Origin of the sequence: Nonomuraea sp. NPDC049158 (assembly GCF_040648335.1) — a bacterium.
In the GTDB taxonomy this organism is placed as follows: Bacteria; Actinomycetota; Actinomycetes; order Streptosporangiales; family Streptosporangiaceae; genus Nonomuraea.
The window spans coordinates 817,566-832,728 of the sequence record NZ_JBEZDM010000001.1 but is presented as its reverse complement, the minus strand read 5'-3'; the positions used below and the strand labels follow the sequence as shown (position 1 = coordinate 832,728).

Here is a 15,163-nt window from a genome sequence, read left to right as displayed (position 1 = left end):
AAGGGGAATTCAAATACTCATCTAGCGGGCCGGTCAACTTCAAGGCACTATGGTCACGGCTTCCTGAACGGCAGACGAACAAGGCGGTGAGTGTGACCCAGCGAAAGAGCCGTAGCGACCGGCGCATCGACCTGATCGAGGCGGCCCGGCGGGCCATCATCCGTCACGGCATCGACCGCGTCCAGCTCTCCCATGTGGCCGAGGAGGCGGGGCTTACCTCGGGCGCCGTGCTGTATCACTATCCCGACCTCAGCGAGCTGCTGGTCGAGGCGCAGCACGCCGGGATGGAGCGGTTCTACGAGCAGCGGATGCGTCAGCTCTCGGCGCTCACCGACCCGGCGGAGAAGCTGGTCATGACGATCAGGTCGGGGCTGCCGACCGGTCCGCTCGACCCCGACGTCCGGCTGCTCAACGAGCTGGGCGGGGCGGCGGGGCGCAGCCGGGTCTACGGCGTGCTGCTCACCTCGCTCTATGACCGGCAGGTGTCGATGTACCAGTCGATCCTGGACACGGGGGCCGCGCTGGGCGTCTTCACGCTGAGCTCCGACTCGCTGACGATCTCGCGCAACCTGGTGGCCCTGGAGGACGCCTACGGTTACCGGATCACCGCCCGGCACCCGGTGATAGGTCCGCAGGAGGCGGCCGAGCTGATCCTCTCCTACGCTCGCACGGCGACGGGCCACGGCCTGGCTCATTGAGCCGTTCCCTGGCCCGCCGGGATGATGACGGCTTCGTCGTGCCGCCAGTGCAGCTTGACCTTGGCGCCCTGGCGCACGGCGCTGGCTCCCTGCACGGCCACCAGGACCGGCTTGACGCGGCCGGGCAGCTCGACCGAGATGTGGGAGACGCCGCCGTAGAAGCTGACGTCGAGCACGGTGCCCACGAGGCCGTGCGCGGCGGTCTCGTCGCGCAGCTCGATCTTCTCGGGGCGGACGCCCAGGAGCGCCTTGGCGCCCGTTTCCAGCTCCTCCAGCGGGGTGCCGGGCAGCAGGCCGAAGTCGTCGGTCCTGAGGGCCTCGGCGTCGCCGGCCGTACCCTCGAACAGGTTGTTGGCGCCGACGAAGTCGGCGACGAAGGGGGTGCGGGGCCGCTCGTAGAGCTCGACGGGCTGGTCCACCTGGCGCACGCCGCCGCGCTCGAAGACCGCGATGCGGTCGGCGAGTGACATGGCCTCCTCCTGGTCGTGGGTGACGACCACGAAGGTGATGCCGACCTCGTGCTGCAGCCGCTTGAGCTCCAGCTGCATGTCGGCGCGGACCTTCTTGTCCAGCGCGGAGAGCGGCTCGTCGAGCAGGAGCAGGCGCGGGCGCTTGACGATGGAGCGGGCGAGCGCGACGCGCTGGCGCTGGCCGCCGGACAGCTGGGCGGGCTTGCGGCCGCCGAGGTCCGTCAGCCCGACGGTCTCCAGCACCTCGCCGACGCGCTGCTTGATCTCCTGACGCGGCAGCTTCTCGCACTCCAGGCCGTAGGCCACGTTCTTGGCCACGGTCATGTGCGGGAACAGCGCGTACGACTGGAACATCAGGCTGATCGGCCGCCGGTTCGGCTGCTTGCCGAGCAGGTCCTCGCCGTCCAGCGTCACCGTGCCGCCGTCGGGCGTCTCGAACCCGGCCAGGATGCGCAGCAGCGTGGTCTTGCCGCAGCCGGAGGGGCCCAGCAGGGCGAAGAACTCACCCTGGCGGATCTCCAAGGAGACCCCGTCGAGCGCGGTGACGTCACCGAACCGCCGGGTGATCCCGTCAATCTTCAGCACGTGACACACTCCTCATGGTCGAGTCCGCCTCACCTTGCATCCTGAGGTCCGCACGTGGTCCTCCAGGTGTCCGGTTCGGCTCCCTCTCCCCGATCTTGGTCATCCGCTGGCCCACGATCACCGCGGTGAAGCTCACCAGGAGCAGGATCGCGGCCAGCGCGTTGATCTTCGGGGTCACCCCGAAACGGATCATCGAATAGATGACGATCGGCAGCGTCTGCTCGTTGTTGCCGATCGTGAAGAAGGCGATGACGAACTCGTCCAGCGACAGCGTGAAGGCCAGCAGCGCGCCCGCGATGATGCCGGGCGTGAGCTGCGGCAGCGTCACCTTCATGAACGTGACGACCGGGCCCGCCCCGAGGTCGCGCGAGGCCTCCTCCAGCGAGGTGTCGGTGTTCGACAGCCTGGTACGCACCACCGCGGCGACGAACGCCATCGAGAAGACGCCGTGCGCGAGGATCACCGAGTAGAGCCCCAGCGTGAGCTGGATCATCCCGTAGAAGACCAGCAGCCCGATGGCCAGCACCAGGTCCGGGAGCACGGCGGGCATCAGGGCGAGCGCGTCGAGCGTCTTCGACCGGGTGTACCTGGCCAGGCCGACGGCCAGCAGCGTGCCGAGCACGGTCGCGACGACGGTCGAGCCCGCGGCCACGATGAGCGTGTTGACCACGCCGTCCCTGATGCGCTCGTCCTGGGCCAGCTCGCCGTACCACTTGAGGCTGAAGCCCTCATAGGTGTAGGCCGACCGGCCGGAGTTGAACGACATCACGACGAGCACGACGATCGGCGCGTACAGGAAGACGTACGTCGCCCAGAACGGGACGTGCAGCCACTTCGCCCTACGCACGACGGGCCACCCACGACTGCGCGATCAGCAGCACCACCAGGACCGCCACGAGGGCCAGCGTCAGCGCGGAGCCGAAGGGCCAGTCGCGCGCCGACAGGAACTCGGTGCGGATCAGGTTGCCCACCATGACCGACTTGCCGCCGCCGAGCATCTCGGGGATGACGAAGTTGCCGAAGCTGGGCACGAACACGAACAGGCACCCGGTCAGCACGCCCGGCACCGTCAGCGGCAGCGTCACCTTGCGGAACGTGCTGAACGCCGAAGCGCCCAGGTTCGCCGACGCCTCGCGCAACTGCGGGTCGAGCCGCTCGATCGCCGCGTAGAGCGGCAGCACCATCAGCGGCAGGTAGGAGTAGAGCAGCCCGAGGATGATGGCGCCCTGGTTGTAGAGCAGCTCGTACGGCCCCAGGCCGAGCGCCTTCAGCCCCGAGTTCAGCAGGCCGGGACCGTTGAGCAGGATGATCCAGGCGTAGACGCGGATGATGAAGTTCGTCCAGAACGGCAGCACGACGGCGACCAGCGCGATCGTCTTCCACTTGCGTGGCAGCTGCGCGATCAAGTAGGCCGTCGGGTAGCCGAGCAGCAGCGCGAGCAGCGTCGTGAGCCCCGCGATCTTCAGGGAGGTGCCCAGCACGCTGAGGTAGAGCGGGTCGATCAGGCGGCTGAAGTTCTCGCCGGTGACCTCGTAGACGACACCGCCGAACCGGCCGCGCTGGAAGAGCGTGTAGCTCAGCACCAGCACCAGCGGCACCAGCAGGAGCACGACCAGGTACGTCAGGCCGGGTGACAGGAAAACGAACGCGCCCAGCCGGCGTCCTCTGGAAGGGGACACCGGCCGGGATTCAGCTTCAGACTTCATTCGGCTTCTGACTTCATCCTGCGACTACGACTGCGCCCTGATCTCGGTCGCCAGGCGGGTGTACTTCACCGACGCCTGGCCCAGGTCGATGAGCGACTCACCGTTCAGCAGCTCGGCCGGCTTGATGTCCAGCAGCGAGCCCTTGGCGATCTCCACCTTGTCCATGGCGGCCTTGTTGGGCACCTTGTAGTTGATGTTGACGGCGGCCCAGCTGTGGATCTCGGGGTCGAGGATGTAGTTGATCAGGGCGTGCGCCGCCTCCTTGTTCTTGGAGGACTTCATGATCACCATGGTGTCCACCCAGAGGTCGCTGCCCTCCTTCGGCACCACGAACTTGATGTTCTGCTTCTCGCTCGTGGTCGGGCACCAGCCGTCCCACGCCTCGACCATGACCGCCTCGCCGGAGGTGAGCTTGTCGCCGAAGGTCGTGTCGTCGTAGCCGAGCAGGTGCGGCTTGGCCGCGACGAGGAGCTCCTTCGCCTTGGCGATCTCGGCGTCCTTGTCGGTGTTGACCGAGTAGCCGAGCGCCTTGAGGGCGGGCAGGGCCAGCCAGCGCTCGGTGGTCATCATGGTGACCTTCTTGTCGGCCCACGCCGGGGGCTGCAGGAGGTCCTTCCAGCTCGTCGGCGGCGTCTTCACCAGGTCGCTGCGGTAGCAGATGCCGGTCGTACCCCAGGTGTAGGGCACCGAGTACTTGTTGCCCTTGTCGTAGGACAGCTGGGTCGCCTCGGGGTAGAGGTTCGACAGGTTCGGGATCAGCTCGGGGTGGATCGGCTCCAGCAGGCCCTGCTCGTTGAGCGCCTGGGCGTACTGTCCCGACACGAACGCCACGTCGATGCCGCTGTCACCACCGGTGGTCAGCTTGGTCATCGCGGTCTCGTTGGTGTCGTGGATCGCGATCTTCAGCGGGAACTTGAGCTTGTCCTTGACCTTCTGCGGCAGCTCCTTGGGCGTGTATCCGTCCCACACCGTCACGTTGACCGACTGCTTCGACAGGTCGGCGTTCGGGTTGAGCTGGTCGGCTGTCGCCGCCGGCGCCGCGCCTGCGTTGGTCGACTCACCGCCGCACGCCGCGGCGGCGAGCGCGAGGCCGGCCACCGCTATGGCGGCCGGAAGACGACGGGTGAACCGGGTTCGGAACACGGCCGCTACTCCTTCAAGGTTCCGGTGGATGAGGGGTCGCGCGACCAACCGGGCACGGCAGACCAGACGAGGAGTGTTGCAGCAGAAATCAACATGAGCAAGACTTTTGCGGACACTGTTACCTGGATGTTTGGTATTCCTGTTGAACATGAATTCAATTTGGAGGCGGTTGCTCTCTCTCGGTGAGAAGCCCCTCACATCACGAGATCGCGGCGTCTCCGCGGCGCTCGTGACGGCGCTGGGGGAAGGGGATGACGTGCCGCCGCCGTTCGCGGTCCGCCGCTTCTCCGCGCTGCCCAGCCTCTCGTACGAGGCTGGGGATCTCGACACTGGGGTGCCGGTCGAGCGGGATTTCGGCGCGCATGTCGACCAGACGAATTATTCGGTGGTCGTGGCCGATCGGGTGGTCGTCAAGTGGCTGACGCCGCCGGCGGCGCTGCCGCATCCCGCTCCCGAGCTGCTCGCCCACCTGGCCGGGGCCGGGTTCCGTGACACGGCTCCGCCGTACGCCGCTGTGACCCGGCTGGACGAGGCGGGCGAGACGCTGCTCGCGCTGGTCACGGGCTACCTGCCGGAGGCCAGGGACGGCTGGGAGTGGTGCGCCGACGAGGCCGCTTCCGGCCGCACCGCATTCGCGGAAGCCCTCGGCCGCCTGGCCGCCGACCTCCACCTGGCGCTCTCCACTTTCCCACCCCCCTCCATCGTCGCCACTCCCCCAACCGTTACACCGATTTTCGGACCGGCGGAAAGAGCCGAGCAGGCGCTGGCCGAGGCCCTCGCCCTGACGGACGGCGCGGACGGCGCGTGGCTGGCCGGCCGGGCCGACGTCCTCAGAGCCGAGCTGGCCCCGCTGACCAGGCCGATCAGCACGCCGCTGATCCGCATCCACGGCGATCTGCACGTCGGCCAGATCCTGCGGTGGCGCGACGGTTACGCCGTGATCGACTTCGACGGCAACCCCACCGTCGCGCAGGCCGCGCCGTACCAGCCGGCGGCCAGGGACCTCGCCCAGCTCGCCACCAGCCTGGAGCACGTCGCCCAGGTGGCGATCAAGCGCCGCGGCACCCCGCCGCGCCAGGCGCTCGACTGGGCCGGCGCGGCCCGCGAGCTCCTGCTGGCCGCCTACCGGAACCGGCTGGCCGAGTGCGGGCGGCCGAACCTCCTGGACGAGTCGCTGCTGCGCCCGTTCGAGATCGAGCAGGAGTGCCGGGAGCTGGTCTACGCCGCCCGCCACCTGCCCCGCTGGCGCTACGCCCCGATGGGCGTCCTGCGCGCCCGCTATCCCGAGAAGACCCCGTGAACCCCGAGCCGTGCCAGGCAGACACTTCTGAGGAGACCCCGTGAATTCCGAGCTCTACCTGGCCGATCTGGAGGCCAAGCCCGCGGCCCTCGCCACCCTCGCGGACACCCTGGCGGCGGGCGATCCGTTCGAGGGACTGCCGGACGGTGTCCGGCGGGTGCTGTTCCTCGGCATGGGCAGCTCCCGCTACGCCGCCGGCGTGGCCGCGCTCCGCCTGCGCGCGGCGGGCATCGACGCCTACGCCGACTACGCCTCGGCCGCCGCGTCGTACCCCGCCGGCCCGGAGACGCTCGTGGTGCCCATCTCGGCGACGGGTACCAGCCGCGAGACGCTCGACGCGGTGGCCCGCTACGCGGACGGCCCGTCGTTCGTGGCGGCGCTCACCAACCATCCCGGCTCGGCTCTCGCGCAGGCGGCCGACCTGGTCGTCCCCATGCACGCGGGCGAGGAGCGGGGCGGGGTGTCCTGCCGTACGTTCCAGCACACGCTCGCCCTGCTGCTCGCGCTGGAAGCCCGCCTCACGGGCGACGGGCGCGACCTGGCCGGCCTCGTACGACGCAGCGCCGAAGCGTCGGCCGACCTCCTCGACCGCAGGCAGGAGTGGCTGCCCCTGACGCTGGAGCTGCTGGACGGCCCGGACGGCGTCTACACCATCGCGCCCGTGGAGCGCCTGTCGTCGGCGGAGCAGTCGGCGCTGATGTTCCGCGAGGGTCCGCGCCGGCCGGCCGACGCCTGCGAGACGGGCGACTGGGCCCACGTGGACGTCTACCTCACCAAGACCCTCGACTACCGCGCGCTGCTCTTCCGCGGCTCCGGCTACGAGGACCAGGCCATGGACTGGGTGCGGCAGCGTGGCTCGACGGTCGTCACGGTCGGCGGGGATCTCGTCGGCGGCGATCTTCTCGGCGGGGATCTCAAGGACGCCACGGCCGCCATCCGCTACGCGCACGACGGCGACGCGGACGTGGCGCTGCTGACGGAGACGCTGGTGGCGGAGCTGGTGGCCGCCGACTGGTGGTCGGCCGTGTCGTGAAGGGTCAGGGGCGTCCTGAAAGACGGTCAGCGTCCCTAAAAGGCCGTCAGCGGGTGCCGTAGGCGGCGCGGGCGTTCAGCGCGTGCTCGACCAGCGTGATGAGCGAGTCCTTGACCGCCTCGCGGGCCCGCGCGTCGGTGCGCATGATCGGGATGTGCGGCGAGAGCGTGAGTGCCTCCCTGACCTCGCTCTCCACGTGCGCGAACTGCCCGTCCCACCCGTTGAGCCCGACGACGAACGGCAACCCGGCTTCCTCGAAGTAGTCGATCGCGGGGAAGCTGTCGGCCAGCCGCCGGGAGTCCACCAGGACCACGGCCCCGATCGCCCCCCGCACGAGGTCGTCCCACATGAACCAGAACCGGTGCTGTCCCGGCGTACCGAACAGGTAGAGGATCAGATCACGGTCGAGCGACACACGCCCGAAGTCCATCGCCACGGTGGTGGTCGTCTTGCCCGGCGTGTGCGCGAGGTCGTCGATGCCCGCCGAGGCGTCCGTCATCACCGCCTCCGTCGTCAACGGCATGATCTCCGACACCGCGCCGACGAAGGTGGTCTTGCCCACGCCGAACCCACCCGCGACGACGATCTTCGTCGAGGTGAGCCCGCTAGAGCCTGCGAAGTCCACTGAGCACCCTTTCGAGCAGGCCCGCGTCAGGGATGCCCGCCTCGAGCTGCGGCTGGTAGACGCGTACCAGCCCTTCCGACTCCATGTCGGCGATCAGCACCCGCGCCACCCCGAGGGGGATCCGCAGCATGGCCGACACCTCGGCCACCGAGCGGACCTGCCGGCACAGCTCGCTGATCGCCCGGTATTCCCGGGTGTAGGCCATACCGAGCCGCATCGAGGTCGATGAGGAGACCAATGCCTCCATGGCCAGGCCACCGCGTGGGGCGGTCCGGCCGCCCGTGACGGCGTACATCCGGACCAACGAGCTGCGCTCGGGCTCCGGTCCGCGGTCGTCCCACGCTGCCAACAGTCCGCTCCCATCACCAGGTTCGCGCGGCCGAGAGTTCCGCGCGGACGGCGGGCGTGAGCACTTGCCCCGCGCGCTCGACCAGAATCGTCATCTGGTAGGCCACCAGGCCCATGTCGCAATCGGGTGCGGCCAGCACCGCCAGGCACGAACCGTCACTGATGGCCATGGCCAGGAGCAGCCCGCGGTCCATTTCGATGAGGGTCTGGGTGACTCCGCCGCCTTCGAAGACGCGCGCGGCGCCCTGGGTGAGGCTGATCAGCCCCGCCGCGATGGCCGCGAGCTGGTCGGCGCGGTCCTGGGGGAATCCCCGCGAGATGGCCACCGGCAGCCCGTCGGCGGAGACCACCACCGTGTGCGCGACGCCGGGCACCTGCTCCACGAACCCGCTGACCAGCCAGTTCAGGTCCCTGGCCGCCTGGCTCAGGTTCTTCATCATCATTCCTCCTCTAATTCTTCGCGGCCCTTGCGCACGCCCTGCTGGTAGCTGGCGAGCCTGCTGCGCAACCGGTCGGGCGAGACCGGCGGCGCCTGCGCGGGCGTCGGCGGGGGCGCGGCGGAGCCGGGCACGAGGTTGGCCTTCGGCGTCCGCTTGGGCAGTCCGGATGTGGTCGTCCCGCTCTGCGCGGGTTCGCCGATCGCTCCCGCCGCCTGCCATCCGGTGTCGGCCGGGGAGGTCCAGGCGGGGTCGCGCTGGTCCGGCGTCGGCGTCGCCTTGGTGAACCAGCTCGACTCGAAGGTGTCGTAGAACTCGTTGTCGGCCTGTACCGGTGGGAAGGCCAGACCGGGCATCGGCACCTCCACCGAGTGCGTGTGCTGTGAGCTGAACCACGACGCCGAATCGAGCGGCTGGTCGAACGCGGGGTCGTACGACGGGTGGCCGAGGCCGGGCATCGGCGGTGTGGCCTGCATCGGCACCTGGATGAACGGCGGCTCCGGCGGCTCCACCGGCCCGGGGACCGAGGTGAGCAGCATCTCGGGGATCAGCACCATGGCGGTCAGGCCGCCGGTGTCCTGGGGGCGCAGCTGCACCCTGATGCTGTGCCGCAGCGCGAGCCGGCCGACCACGAACAGGCCCATCCGCCGCGAGACCGAGACGTCGACCACCGGCGGGTTGGCCAGCCGCCAGTTGGCCTGGGCCAGCTCCTCCGGTCCCATGCCGATGCCGTGGTCGGTGACCGAGACCATCAGCCCGCCGCCGTCGATGTGGCTGCTGGAGATGATGACCTTGGTGTCGCGCGGGGAGAACGAGACCGCGTTCTCCACCAGCTCGGCGAGCAGATGCACAACGTCGCTGACCGCCTGGCCGGCGATGGCGGCCGCCGACTGCACCTGGACGCTGACCCGGTCGTAGCTCTCGACCTCGCCGAGCGAGGCGCGTACGACGTCCATCAGCTCGACGGCCTCGCTCCACTTGCGTGCCGCCTCCTGACCGGCCAGGACCAGCAGGTTCTCGCTGTTGCGGCGCATGCGGGTGGCCAGGTGGTCGAGCAGGAACAGGTCGCCGAGCCGGGTGTCGTCGCGCTCGCCGCGCTCCAGCCGCTCGATCAGCGTGAGCTGCCGCTCGACCAGGGTCTGGCTGCGCCGCGACAGGTTGACGAACATCGCGTTGACGTTCGAGCGCAGCCGCGCTTCGTCGCCGGCCAGCCGTACGGCCTCGCGGTGCACCTCGTCGAAGGCCCGCGCGACCTCGCCCACCTCGTCCTTGGAGAAGATGCCGATCGGCGGCACCTCGGCGTTGAGCGCGCCGTCGCGCGACTCGCGCAGATGCTGGACGAACTCCGGCAGCCGCCGCCCGGCGATCTCCAGCGCCTCGCCGCGTAGCCGGCGCAGCGGGCGGACCAGCGATCTGGCCACCCCCGTGGTGATCAGCAGGACGGCGATGAGCAGCGCGAGCACGGCGCACGCGATGACGAGGGCGCGCTGCCGCTCGTCGGCGCTCAGCGCCTCGCTGCGGGTCACGATGCCGGCCGCCTGGCGCTGCTCGACCTTGCGGAAGGAGTCGACGACGACGTTGCCCGCGTCGTACCACTCCTTGGCGTCGTCTCCAGGACTGGCCTGGTCGAGCCCGCGCAGCGGCAGCCCGGCCGTGGCCCGGATCAGCACCAGCTCGCGCAGGAACAGCATGCGGTCGGCGGGCCTGCCGTTGACGGTCTCGTCGAAGAAGCGGCGCTCCTCGGCGGTGGCCTCGTCGCCGAAGCTCTTGCGCTCGTTGCGCTCGCGCGACAGCTCGCCGAGGAAACGCTTGAGCTGTTCCTGGTCAAGGCTCCCCTCGACCAGGCCGGTGGTGACCAGCGCCTGCTGGAGCGAGACGCTCTCCTTGGCCTGGGCCAGCGAGTCGAGCATGCGGGTCTGCCGGAACAGCTCGTCGTCCTGGCTGCCCTTGATCAGCTCGTTGTGCACCGACAGCAGCTCATTGATCACCGTGGTGTAGAGCTCGACGCAGGCACCGGGCAGCAGCTCGGCTTCGAGCGCCTGCTCGCGCAGGCCGGCCAGGTCGTTCAGGCGGCTCAGCATGTTCTCGATCTGGTCGGCGGTACGCCCGGTGACGTCGCCCACCAGCTGCTCGGCGCTGGCCCGTACCTCCGTGGTGGACTGGTCCACCTGGTCCATCTGGTTGCGCACGGCGGCCAGCCCCGTCACGGGCCGGCCCCTGGCGATGAACCACGAGGTCCTGGCGCGCTCGCCGGCGACCAGGTGGGTGAGCGCGCCGACCTGCTGGGACAGCTGCGCCAGCCGGTTGGTACGGGTGTAGTCACCGGCGGCGCCTATCGAGGCGAACACCTGGAAGCCGCCGAGCAGGACGGCGGCGGCGGTCGGGATGACGATGAGGGCGACCAGCCGCGCCCGGACGCGCCAGTTGCGCAGACGCCAGTTCGCCTCGTCCGCCTGCCGTTCACCCAACTGAGTACTCACCGAACGCAACCTCTCGCCCGAATCGGCGTATATGAAGGGCGCCTGAGGCCCCTGGGAAAATCAGCAAGTGCCGGTAATTGGAACACATACCTACCAGCTCGGCCAAGCGAACATAAGGCCACAAAAGTTGAGTTGTGTGGCACATGGGGCGAGAACCTGGAGCCCCATTTATGCCGACCATTGGCCGAGAAATATTCCAATAACTGAACAAGTGTCCGCTTGTGGGCGTTTGTACCGTTCCAGGGCTGTAACACCGGAGAAGCACAGATGTCTCCTAAAGGTCACGGCGTTGAGATTTGCGTTATCCAAGACATAGGTTGAGGCCCGTCAAAGCGAGGAGGCGAGTGTGGCGGTTTCTCCCGACAGTGCGGCCATCGAAGTCGACGGGCTGTGGAAGATCTTCGGCCCAAAGGCGGAAAGGGTCCTGGAGTGCGATGACAGGTATCTCGAACCCGCCGCGCTGAGAGAGAAGACCGGTTGCACAGCCGCAGTCAGAGATGTCAGTTTCGAGGTACGGCCCGGCGAGGTGTTCGTCGTCATGGGCCTTTCCGGAAGTGGTAAATCCACCCTGGTCCGCTGCCTCACCAGGCTCATCGAGCCGAGTGCGGGCGAGGTCAGGATCGACGGCGAGGACATCGGCCGCGCCACCCCCGCCCGCTTACGCGAGATCCGCCGCCACCGGGTCAGCATGGTGTTCCAGCACTTCGGTCTGCTCCCCCACCGGCGGGTGATCGACAACGTCGCCTACGGCCTGGAGGTCCAGGGCATCGCCAAGGCCGCCCGGCACGCGCGGGCCGGGGAGATCCTCTCCCTGGTCGGCCTCGACGGGCACGCCGACGCCTACCCCGACCAGCTGTCCGGCGGCATGCAGCAGCGGGTCGGCCTGGCCCGCGCGCTCGCCGTCGACCCTCGGGTGATGCTCTTCGACGAGCCGTTCAGCGCGCTCGACCCGCTGATCCGCCGCGACATGCAGGCCGAGGTGATCCGCCTGCACCGCGAGGTCGGCAAGACGATGGTGTTCATCACCCACGACCTGTCCGAGGCGCTCAAGCTGGGCGAACGCATCGCGATCATGCGGGCCGGGTCGATCGTGCAGTTAGGCACGCCGGAGGAGCTGGTGGGCGCGCCGGCCGACGACTACGTGGCCGACTTCGTCCGCGACATCCCCAGGAGCCACGTGCTCACGCTGCGCTGGATCTGCCGCCCGCCCGAGCCCGGTGAGCCCCTCGACGGGCCGGTCCTGCCCGCGCGCACGGTCATCAAGGACGCGATCGGCGCCATGTCGTCCTCCTCCCGGCCCATCCGGGTCGTCGACGGTGACGAACTGGCCGGAGTCGTGGACCGGGTGGACATGCTCACCTTCCTCGCGGGGCAGGACGCGGCGAGCGCCGTACAGGCGAGCGCATGAGCACCACGGCCGTCACGGCTCCCTCCAGGCTGCGTGTGCCCAGGTGGGCGGTGCCGGCGGGGATCGCGGTGCTGTTCGCCGTCGCCTATCTCCTCTTCCGCGGCACGGGAACGCTCCCGCATGACAAGTCGGCGCCGCAGTTCCTGGCGCTCACCGACCTGCGCGAGTGGATCGACGACCACCGCAACTCCAACCCGCTGTTCCTGTACTTCCTGAACTACATCCGGATCTTCGTCGGCTCGGTCTACACGGCCTTCCAGACCGGGCTGTACGCGCTCGGCTGGCCCGGACTCATCGGCGTGATGGGCGCGCTGGCCTGGCTGGCGGGCGGGTGGCGGATCGCGCTGCTGGCGGTCGCCGGGGTCGGCTCGTTCGGCGTGCTCGGGCTCTGGCAGTCGAGCGTCGACACGCTGGCCCTGGTCGCCGCCTCGGTGCTGCTGTCGCTGGCGATCGGGATCCCGCTGGGCGTCTGGGCGGGGCTCTCGCCACGGGTACGCAGGGCGATCACGCCGGCCCTCGACGTCATGCAGATCATGCCGACATTCGCCTATTTGGCGCCGCTGGTGCTGTTCTTCCACATCGGCGCGCCCGCCGGCGCCATCGCGACGATGATCTACTCGATCCCGCCGGCCATCCGCATCACCGCGCTGGCCATCGAGCAGGTCTCCCCCACCGCCGTCGAGGCGTCGTCGTCGCTGGGCGCCACGGGCCGCCAGACCCTGTTCAAGGTCTACCTGCCGCTGGCCAGGTCGACGATGGCGCTGGCGGTCAACCAGACCATCATGATGGCGCTGTCGATGGTCGTCATCGCGAACCTCATCTCGGCGCCTGGCCTGGGCGGCGACATCATCCGGGGCCTGTCGCGCGCCCAGGTCGGCATCATGCTCCCGGCCGGGATCGCGATCGTCGTCATGGCGGTGGTGCTGGACCGGATGCTGGTCGCGCTCGCCAGAAAAGACCCACACCGCCGAATCGGCCGAGTCCAGCTGATCATTGCCGCCGCGCTGGCCGCCGCAGGGCTGGCCCTGACGCCGCTGCTGCCCGCCGAGTGGCCCGAGGGCTGGACGGTCAACTTCGTCGTCCAGGTCAACGATGCGGTGCACTGGGCCGAGACCAGCTGGTACGGCGTCACGACGTTCGTCAAGGACGTCACCACCGATCTCCTGCTCAACCCGCTGGAAGGCCTGCTCACCTCGGCGCCGTGGTGGCTGATCGCCGCCGCCGCACTGCTCCTGGCCTGGTGGGTGAGCGGGGTACGACCGGCGCTCACGGCGCTCGGCTGCCTGCTGGCGATCGCGCTGCTCGGCATCTGGGAGCACGCCATGCAGACGCTCACCACCGTCGCGGTCGCGGTGCTCGTCACCCTGGTCATCGGCCTGCTGCTGGGCGTGGCGGCCGCGCGGTCATCCCGGTACTCGGCCGTACAGCGCCCGATACTCGACGCCGCGCAGACCATGCCGGCCTTCGTCTACCTGCTGCCCGCGCTCGCCCTGTTCGAGACGACCAGGTTCACCGCGATCTTCGCCTCGGTGATCTACGCGGTGCCCCCGGTCGTCCGCCTGGTCGAGGACGGCATCAGGGCGGTGCCCGCGACCGTGGTGGAGGCGGCCACGGCCGCCGGGTCCACCTCGGGCCAGCTCCTGTGGAAGGTGCAGCTGCCGATGGCCCGCCGGGCGATCCTGCTGGCCGCCAACCAGGGCATCGTGATGACGCTGGCCATGGTCGTCGTGGGCGGCCTGGTCGGGGCCGGCGCCCTCGGCTACGACGTGGTCGTGGGCTTCTCCCAGCGGACCGACTTCGGGATGGGGTTCGTCGCCGGCATCGCGACGGTCCTGCTCGGGGTCATGCTCGACCGCATCACGCAGGGTGCCGACAGGCGCCCTTCCCCCCAAAGAAGGAAAAGCACATGAAGATTCGCCTGCTCGCAGGCCTTCTCGCGCTCGGGCTCGCGGCAGCGGGATGCGGCGGCGCCAAGGTCGAAGAACCTTCCAGCTCCGCCGCGCCCCAGGCCAAGGGCAGCGCCTCGAGCGCCGGAACCGTCAAGATAGCGATCAATCCGTGGGTGGGCTACGAGGCCAGCGCCAACGTGGTGGCGTACCTGCTGAAGAACGAGCTCCACTACGACGTCCAGCTCCCGGAGATCAAGGAGCAGCTCGCCTGGGAGGGCTTCGAGACCGGCGACGTGGACGTCATCATCGAGAACTGGGGTCACCCGGATCTGGCGAAGAAGTTCATCGAGGAGAAGAAAGTCGCCATGTCGGCCGGTTCGACCGGCAACAAGGGCGTCATCGGCTGGTATGTGCCCAAGTGGATGGCCGACAAGTATCCGGACATCACCGACTACAAGAACCTGAACAAGTACGCCGGCCTGTTCAAGACGTCGGAGTCCGGCGGCAAGGGCCAGCTCCTCGACGGCGACCCCAGCTACGTCACCAACGACGAGGCCCTGGTCAAGAACCTCAAACTGGACTTCAAGGTGGTCACAGGCGGCAGCGAGGCGGCCCTGCTCAAGTCGGCGACCCAGGCGCAGGAGCAGAAGAAGGCGCTGCTGTTCTACTTCTGGACGCCGCACTGGCTCTTCGACAAGGTCGACCTCGTCCGCGTCAACCTGCCCGCCTACACCCAGGGCTGCGACAGCGACGCCAAGAAGGTCGCCTGCGACTACGCGGAGCTGGACCTGGACAAGATCGTGAGCAAGAAGTTCGCCGACACGGGCGGCAAGGCCTACGACCTGGTCAAGAACTTCAGCTGGACCAACGAGGACCAGAACGCCGTCGCCAACGACATGACCAACGCGGGCATGACCGGCGAGCAGGCCGCCAAGAAGTGGGTCGAGGCCAACACCGCCAAGTGGCAGGCGTGGATCCCCAAGTAACCGTTTGAACCCCTCTTGACCGCGGCCCCCGGCGGGCCGCGGTCGTGGAGCCTCT

At 69.0% G+C, this 15,163-nt stretch carries 14 protein-coding genes; 6 read left to right on the top strand and 8 right to left on the bottom strand.

Features of this window, described 5'->3' with window-relative positions; translation table 11 throughout:
• The first annotated feature begins 92 nt into the window (after positions 1-92).
• Positions 93-698 (top strand): helix-turn-helix domain-containing protein, encoded by a 606-nt coding sequence (locus AB0B61_RS03685; RefSeq protein WP_358427410.1) that lies wholly within the window; start codon positions 93-95, stop codon positions 696-698.
• On the opposite strand, the gene AB0B61_RS03680 is transcribed toward AB0B61_RS03685, so the two are convergent.
• The 4 genes from AB0B61_RS03680 to AB0B61_RS03665 are packed head-to-tail and all read right to left on the bottom strand — an operon-like array spanning position 692 to position 4,602.
• Positions 692-1,753 carry an ABC transporter ATP-binding protein gene (locus tag AB0B61_RS03680; protein ID WP_358427407.1) on the bottom strand — a complete coding sequence of 354 codons (1,062 nt, stop codon included), beginning with the start codon at positions 1,751-1,753 and terminating at the stop codon, positions 692-694. The two genes, AB0B61_RS03685 and AB0B61_RS03680, sit on opposite strands and share 7 nt — an antisense overlap.
• The gene (locus AB0B61_RS03675) at positions 1,740-2,600 is read right to left on the bottom strand and encodes an ABC transporter permease (RefSeq protein WP_358427404.1); all 861 of its coding nucleotides are present in this window, start codon (positions 2,598-2,600) and stop codon (positions 1,740-1,742) included. Before AB0B61_RS03675 ends, AB0B61_RS03680 begins: the two co-directional genes overlap by 14 nt.
• Positions 2,593-3,432: an ABC transporter permease gene (locus tag AB0B61_RS03670; protein ID WP_358427401.1), complete on the bottom strand. Its 840-nt coding sequence runs from the start codon at positions 3,430-3,432 to the stop codon at positions 2,593-2,595. The genes AB0B61_RS03675 and AB0B61_RS03670 overlap by 8 nt, the downstream gene beginning before the upstream one ends.
• A 51-nt stretch (positions 3,433-3,483) precedes the next feature.
• The gene (locus AB0B61_RS03665) at positions 3,484-4,602 is read right to left on the bottom strand and encodes a spermidine/putrescine ABC transporter substrate-binding protein (RefSeq protein WP_358427398.1); all 1,119 of its coding nucleotides are present in this window, start codon (positions 4,600-4,602) and stop codon (positions 3,484-3,486) included.
• A 256-nt stretch (positions 4,603-4,858) separates the two neighbouring features.
• Here AB0B61_RS03665 and AB0B61_RS03660 point away from each other — a divergent pair, with 256 nt between their 5' ends.
• Both AB0B61_RS03660 and AB0B61_RS03655 read left to right on the top strand, forming a co-directional pair.
• Complete coding sequence (locus AB0B61_RS03660) at positions 4,859-5,902, top strand: hypothetical protein (RefSeq protein WP_358427395.1); 1,044 nt, start codon at positions 4,859-4,861, stop codon at positions 5,900-5,902.
• 40 nt (positions 5,903-5,942) lie between these two features.
• Entirely contained in the window at positions 5,943-6,935 is a 993-nt protein-coding gene (locus tag AB0B61_RS03655) for an SIS domain-containing protein (protein WP_358427392.1), read from the top strand.
• Between the two features lie 46 nt (positions 6,936-6,981).
• Here AB0B61_RS03655 and AB0B61_RS03650 read toward each other — a convergent pair whose 3' ends face one another.
• The 4 genes from AB0B61_RS03650 to AB0B61_RS03635 form a co-directional block, all read right to left on the bottom strand.
• The gene (locus tag AB0B61_RS03650) at positions 6,982-7,560 is read right to left on the bottom strand and encodes an ATP/GTP-binding protein (RefSeq protein WP_358427388.1); all 579 of its coding nucleotides are present in this window, start codon (positions 7,558-7,560) and stop codon (positions 6,982-6,984) included.
• The gene (locus AB0B61_RS03645) at positions 7,541-7,855 is read right to left on the bottom strand and encodes a DUF742 domain-containing protein (protein WP_358427687.1); all 315 of its coding nucleotides are present in this window, start codon (positions 7,853-7,855) and stop codon (positions 7,541-7,543) included. The genes AB0B61_RS03650 and AB0B61_RS03645 overlap by 20 nt, the downstream gene beginning before the upstream one ends.
• A gap of 67 nt (positions 7,856-7,922) precedes the next feature.
• Complete coding sequence (locus tag AB0B61_RS03640) at positions 7,923-8,345, bottom strand: roadblock/LC7 domain-containing protein (protein ID WP_225290600.1); 423 nt, start codon at positions 8,343-8,345, stop codon at positions 7,923-7,925.
• A gap of 2 nt (positions 8,346-8,347) precedes the next feature.
• Positions 8,348-10,825, bottom strand: coding sequence for a nitrate- and nitrite sensing domain-containing protein (locus tag AB0B61_RS03635; RefSeq protein WP_358427385.1), 2,478 nt, complete (start codon positions 10,823-10,825; stop codon positions 8,348-8,350).
• 346 nt (positions 10,826-11,171) lie between these two features.
• On the opposite strand from AB0B61_RS03635, the gene AB0B61_RS03630 reads away from it, so the two are divergent.
• The 3 genes from AB0B61_RS03630 to AB0B61_RS03620 are packed head-to-tail and all read left to right on the top strand — an operon-like array spanning position 11,172 to position 15,108.
• On the top strand, positions 11,172-12,233 hold the full coding sequence (locus AB0B61_RS03630) for a glycine betaine/L-proline ABC transporter ATP-binding protein (protein WP_358427382.1): 1,062 nt from the start codon (positions 11,172-11,174) through the stop codon (positions 12,231-12,233).
• Positions 12,230-14,143 carry an ABC transporter permease subunit gene (locus AB0B61_RS03625; RefSeq protein WP_358427379.1) on the top strand — a complete coding sequence of 638 codons (1,914 nt, stop codon included), beginning with the start codon at positions 12,230-12,232 and terminating at the stop codon, positions 14,141-14,143. The genes AB0B61_RS03630 and AB0B61_RS03625 overlap by 4 nt, the downstream gene beginning before the upstream one ends.
• Positions 14,140-15,108 (top strand): ABC transporter substrate-binding protein, encoded by a 969-nt coding sequence (locus AB0B61_RS03620; RefSeq protein WP_358427376.1) that lies wholly within the window; start codon positions 14,140-14,142, stop codon positions 15,106-15,108. The genes AB0B61_RS03625 and AB0B61_RS03620 overlap by 4 nt, the downstream gene beginning before the upstream one ends.
• Positions 15,109-15,163: the final 55 nt, after the last annotated feature.